This window comes from Streptomyces sp. NPDC002156, from assembly GCF_053593675.1.
The window spans coordinates 1-5,585 of record NZ_JBSFDA010000307.1; the positions used below are offsets into that span (position 1 = coordinate 1).

Annotated in this window: 4 protein-coding genes; 3 read left to right on the forward strand and 1 reads right to left on the reverse strand. The window is 68.0% G+C overall.

Features of this window, described 5'->3' with window-relative positions:
• The coding region (locus ACWCRB_RS48720) for a nitrate- and nitrite sensing domain-containing protein (RefSeq protein ID WP_451002204.1) at window positions 1-2,200 on the reverse strand (2,200 nt) is incomplete at its 3' end.
• Window positions 2,201-2,809: 609 nt separating this feature from the next.
• On the opposite strand from ACWCRB_RS48720, the gene ACWCRB_RS48725 reads away from it, so the two are divergent.
• From ACWCRB_RS48725 to gltX, 3 genes are all read left to right on the forward strand, one after another.
• Window positions 2,810-2,998, forward strand: a complete 189-nt coding sequence (locus ACWCRB_RS48725; RefSeq protein WP_235474602.1) for a hypothetical protein — start codon at window positions 2,810-2,812, stop codon at window positions 2,996-2,998.
• A 199-nt stretch (window positions 2,999-3,197) separates the two neighbouring features.
• Window positions 3,198-3,974 (forward strand): fumarylacetoacetate hydrolase family protein, encoded by a 777-nt coding sequence (locus tag ACWCRB_RS48730; protein ID WP_451002205.1) that lies wholly within the window; start codon window positions 3,198-3,200, stop codon window positions 3,972-3,974.
• Entirely contained in the window at window positions 3,967-5,451 is a 1,485-nt protein-coding gene (gene gltX, locus ACWCRB_RS48735) for a glutamate--tRNA ligase (protein ID WP_451002206.1), read from the forward strand. Before ACWCRB_RS48730 ends, gltX begins: the two co-directional genes overlap by 8 nt.
• Window positions 5,452-5,585: the final 134 nt, after the last annotated feature.

Consider the following 5,585-nt stretch of genomic DNA (forward strand, 5'->3'; position numbering starts at 1 on the left):
GCCAGGTCTCCGACCTGGAGATCGCGGCCAACGAGATCCTCCGGATGCGTGCCCAGCTGGAGGACATGCTGGCCAGGCACTCCACCACGCCGATCCGGATGCCGTGGCGCTGCGAGAGGCGGCCGACCACGAACAGACCCATGCGGCGGGAGACCGACACGTCCACGGTGGGCGGTGCGGCGAGCCGCTCGTTGATCGCGGCGAGGTCCTCGGGGGAGAGGCCGATGCCGGTGTCGTGGATCTCGATCAGGACGCGGCCGTCGGGCAGCGCGTGACCGGTGACCTTGACCTTGGTCTGCGGGGAGGAGAACGACGTGGCGTTCTCCAGCAGCTCGGCGAGGAGGTGCACGAGGTCGTTGACCACTCGGCCGGCGACCTCGGTGGTCGGCACGGACGACAGTTCGATGCGCTCGTACTGCTCCACCTCGGAGGCGGCGGCGCGGAGCACGTCGACCAGCGGGACCGGGCGGGTCCAGCGGCGGCCGGGCTCCTCACCGGCGAGGACGAGGAGGTTCTCGCCGTTCCGGCGCATACGGGTCGCGAGGTGGTCGAGCTTGAAGAGCGAGGAGAGCTGGTCCGGGTCGGCCTCGCGGGACTCCAGTTCGGAGATGAGCGAGAGCTGACGCTGGATGAGGCCCTGGGAGCGGCGCGAGAGGTTGGTGAACATCGCGTTGACGTTGCCCCGGAGGAGGGCCTGCTCGGCGGCGAGGCGGACGGCCTCGCGGTGCACGTCGTCGAAGGCCGCGGCCACCTGGCCGATCTCGTCCCGGGAGTGCACACCGACCGACTCGACGGAGGTGTCGACGTCCTGCGGGTCCGACTCCGACAGCTGCTTGACCAACTCGGGCAGCCGGTCCTGGGCGACCTTGGTCGCGGTGTCCTGGAGGCGGCGCAGCGAGCGGATCATGGACCGGGCGACGACGAAGGCGCCGACCAGGGAGACACCGAGGACGAGCAGGATCAGCGCACCGGAGACGATCGCTTCCTGCTCGGCCTCGTTGCGCAGTTCACGAGCCTTCTGCTCCATCTCGTTGAGCAGCGTCAGCTCGATGGTCTTCATCTGCTGGATCTTCGCCGAGTCGTCGTCGATCCAGTCCTTGTAGGAGCGCCTCTGCAGCCCCTGGATGCCGTCCCTGCTCTGCAGGATGCGCTTGGCGTAGAGGTCGGCCGCGGTGATCGTCGGGTTGCCGTCGTCGATCGGCTGGAGGAGTTCCTCGGCGCCGTCGCCGTAGATGCTCTTGAAGCTGTCCAGCTCGGATTCCTGGCTGCCGAGCGCCGAGTCGGCGTAGAGCCGGTCGTTCTCCGAGAGGTCGCCGACGGTCTTGTTGTCCTCGGGCAGTGCCGCCGCGATGACCGCGCGCTGGATGGACGCGTACTCCTTGGCCGAGGAGAACGCGGCCAGGGAGCGGGTGCGGGTGATCATCTCGGGGTTGCTGGTCGCCTCCGCCATGTCCTGGGAGAGGTCGAGCAGCTGGGTGATCAGCCGGTGGTAGGACTCGACCGTCTGCGTCGAGTTGTTCGGGTCCTCGTAGGCGTTGCTGCGGATCTCGCTGATGTCGGCCAGCTCGCTGACGAGCCCCACAAGGCTGTCGCGGACACCTTCCAGGTTGCCGTTCTTGCTGGCGGTGTCGATCTCTTCGGAGCCGTCGATGAAGTTGGCGAGGGCCCGGTCGGTCTTCTCGCGGACGCCCTTGACGCTGTAGTCGGTGGCGGGCGCGCCGTGCGCGAGGGGACCGGCCGACTGGTCGCGCTCCTCCTGGAGCGCGGCGGACAGCTCGGTCGCCTGCTTGGTGATGTCCGTCAGCAGCCGCATGTTGTCGAGCTGCTGGATGTCGTCCATGTTGTCGCTGATGCGCAGCGCACCGAGCGAGGTCGCGGCGACCACGGGGAGCGCGAGCAGCGAGACCAGACGGGTCGAGATCCGCCAGTTGCGCAGGGCTATTCGCGTACCGGGGCCGCTCGGGCCCTTGGCCGGCTTCACCGGTGGCGGGGCGGCCGCGGGGGCGCCGGTGACCGCGCCCTTGCCGCCGGGCCCGCCGGGCGCACCACTGCCGAGGCGCGTAGACCGCTCGCCGTTGTCGCCGGTCAGAGCTGCCTGGCCCGGGTTCTGGGCGTGCTGGGGGGAGGAACCGTTACCGGCTCCGTTGTGTGGCTCCGGCTCCGCCGAAGCGCTGCCATCCCTCTTGAAACGTCCCTGCACTAGCGTCGCAACCTCTGGACCAGGCGCCCTTCCGCGTGAACGGACGGACGGTGTCGGCGTATAGGGGGCGCCCTGAAATACGCCCCCCATGGTGGTCGTTGAGTAACCCGGCGCTGGTTCCCCCTTACGTGCCGCCGCTCGGCGCTGCTTCGCGCCCCCTGTGCGCCGGCTCGTATCCCGCGGCGGTCCGTGGAATTCCAGCACAGTGCCGGATCTCCAACAAGGCCAATGGGTCACGGTGTGACGACGATGACGCCTTGTGAGCACTGCGTCACGAGGCGTGCAGGGCGAACCCACGCATATGGGGCGGAATTCCACGAGTCGCATGGATAGTCATGGTGTCCAGGTCGCCATGATCAGGAGCGGAATGAGGGCTTCAGTGAAGCAATGTCCGTTTCGTAGAGGCGACTTGAAGGCCGGGATTGACCGGTTTGCCCATGGACTCGTGAGCAAACTCACACGCCGTTCAAGGGGTCTCCGTGACTTCCCCAGGGAATCGGATGTTTAGCCTGACGCTTTACAGGGATGGCAAATCCGACAACCCGCGCGCGGGTGGCGGCTCTCCGCCCCGCCGAGCGCCCGGACACGACAGGGTCGAGGACTACAACAGTGAAGACGACGACGATGTTCCACAACATCGCAAACCCGCGGCGCACGACGCTGGCCCACCTCACGGACGCCGACGAACTGACGCCCGTCGAGCAGCCGGAGCACTCCGTAGACCTCCCCACCCAGACCGCCAACCCGCGCCGCACCATCCTCATGGAAGCCCCGGTCGCGGCCTCCGTCGCCGAGTAGTACGCGCAAGTGCCGCCCCGCCGTTCAGGGCGGACCCTGTGAATGCCTGTGTGTCAAGGGCGCCTCTGCCCCTCGTACCCGCTTCCGGTCGTACGAGGGCCATGGGCGCCCTCGGCATATTGCGCGAGGCGCCTGCTCGCGGCGCGTTAGCCTGGAGCGTCAGACTCCAGCCGGACCAGCAGAGGGGCGCAGGAATCCCGTGCGCATCGCCAGATTCTCCATCGACGGGAACGTCGCCTTCGGCGCGGTCGAGGGCGACAAGCCGGACGAACTAGTCCTGGACATCATCAAGGGCATCCCGTTCGCCGAATTCGAACTCTCCGGCACGAAGGTCCCCCTCGACAAGGTCCGGCTGCTGCCGCCGGTGCTCCCCAACAAGGTCGTCGCCTACGGCCGCAACTACGCGGAGCACGCGAAGGAAATGGGCAACGAGGTGCCCGACGCCCCGTTCGCCTTCTTCAAGCCGTCCACCTCGGTGATCGGCTCCGGCGACGACATCCAGTACCCCTCCTTCACCGAGGAACTGCACCACGAGGCCGAACTAGCCGTGGTCATAGGCCGGATGTGCCGCGAGGTCCCGCGCGAGCGCGTCAAGGACGTCATCCTCGGCTACACCTGCGCCAACGACATCACCGCGCGGGACGTCCAGAAGCGCGAGAAGCAGTGGGCGCGGGCGAAGGGCTTCGACACCAGCTGCCCCCTCGGCCCCTGGATCGAGACGGACCTCGACCCGTCCGACCTGACGATCCAGCTCACGGTCAACGGCCAACAGCGCCAACTCGGCCGCACCAGCGAGATGATCCACTCGATCGAGGACCTGATCGTCAACATCACCGAGGCCATGACGCTGCTCCCCGGCGACGTGATCCTCACGGGCACCCCGGCAGGCGTCGGACCGCTCACCGTCGGCGACGAGGTCGCCGTCACCATCGAAGGCATCGGCACTCTCACCAACAAGGTTGTCAAGCGTGGCTAGCGCACCCGCCCCCGCCGTCCGAGTACGGTTCTGCCCGTCGCCCACCGGTAACCCCCATGTGGGCCTGGTCCGTACGGCCCTGTTCAACTGGGCGTACGCCCGCCACACCGGCGGCACGTTCGTCTTCCGCATCGAGGACACCGACGCCGCCCGCGACTCCGAGGAGTCGTACGAGCAGCTGCTGTCCTCGCTGCGCTGGCTGGGCTTCGACTGGGACGAGGGCCCCGAGATCGACGGCCCGCACGCGCCGTACCGCCAGTCGCAGCGCATGGACACCTACAAGGACGTGGCGGCCAAGCTCCTGGAAGCGGGCCACGCGTACTACTGCTACTGCTCCACGGAGGAGCTGGACACCCGCCGCGACGCCGCCCGCGCGGCCGGCCGGCCCTCCGGCTACGACGGCCACTGCCGCGCCCTGACCGACGAGCAGGTGTCCGCGTACACCGCCGAGGGCCGCACGCCCATCGTCCGCTTCCGGATGCCCGACGAGACGATCACCTTCACGGACCTGGTCCGCGGCGAACTGACGTTCACCCCGGAGAACGTCCCGGACTACGGGATCGTACGAGCCAACGGCGCGCCCCTGTACACGCTGGTCAACCCGGTCGACGACGCGCTGATGGAGATCACGCACGTCCTGCGGGGCGAGGACCTCCTGTCGTCGACCCCGCGCCAGATCGCCCTGTACAAGGCGCTGATCGAACTCGGCATCGCGAAGCAGATCCCCTCCTTCGGGCACCTGCCGTACGTGATGGGCGAGGGCAACAAGAAGCTCTCGAAGCGCGACCCGGAGTCGAGCCTGAACCTCTACCGGGAGCGCGGCTTCCTCCCCGAGGGATTGCTCAACTACCTCTCCCTGCTCGGCTGGTCGCTCTCGGCGGACCAGGACGTCTTCTCGATCGACGAGATGGTCGCCGCCTTCGACGTGTCGGACGTGAACCCCAACCCGGCCCGCTTCGACCTGAAGAAGTGCGAGGCGATCAACGCCGACCACATCCGGCTGCTGGACGTGAAGGACTTCACGGAGCGCTGCGCACCCTGGCTCCAGGCGCCCTTCGCGCCCTGGTCGCCGGAGGCCTTCGACGAGGCGAAGTGGCAGGCGATCGCCCCGCACGCCCAGACCCGCCTCAAGGTCCTCTCGGAGATCACGGACAACGTCGACTTCCTGTTCCTGCCCGAGCCGGCCACCGACGAGGCGTCCTGGACGAAGGCGATGAAGGAGGGCAGCGACGCCCTCCTGATCACGGCGCGGGAGAAGCTGGAGGCGGCCGACTGGACGTCCCCCGAGTCCCTGAAGGAGGCCGTCCTGGCCGCCGGCGAGGCCCACGGCCTCAAGCTCGGCAAGGCCCAGGCCCCGGTCCGCGTAGCCGTCACCGGCCGCACGATCGGCCTGCCCCTCTTCGAGTCCCTCGAAGTCCTGGGCAAGGAGAAGACGCTGACCCGCATCGACGCGGCACTGGCGAGGCTGGCTGCGTAACACCCAGGCATACGCGAGGGGCGGCACCCGGAAGTTCCGGGTGCCGCCCCCCCCAAGTGCGGTTGACAACCCCGCCGTCTACTCGATAAGCTTAGTTAAAAACTGACAACGGAAGATAACACAGGAGAAAAACA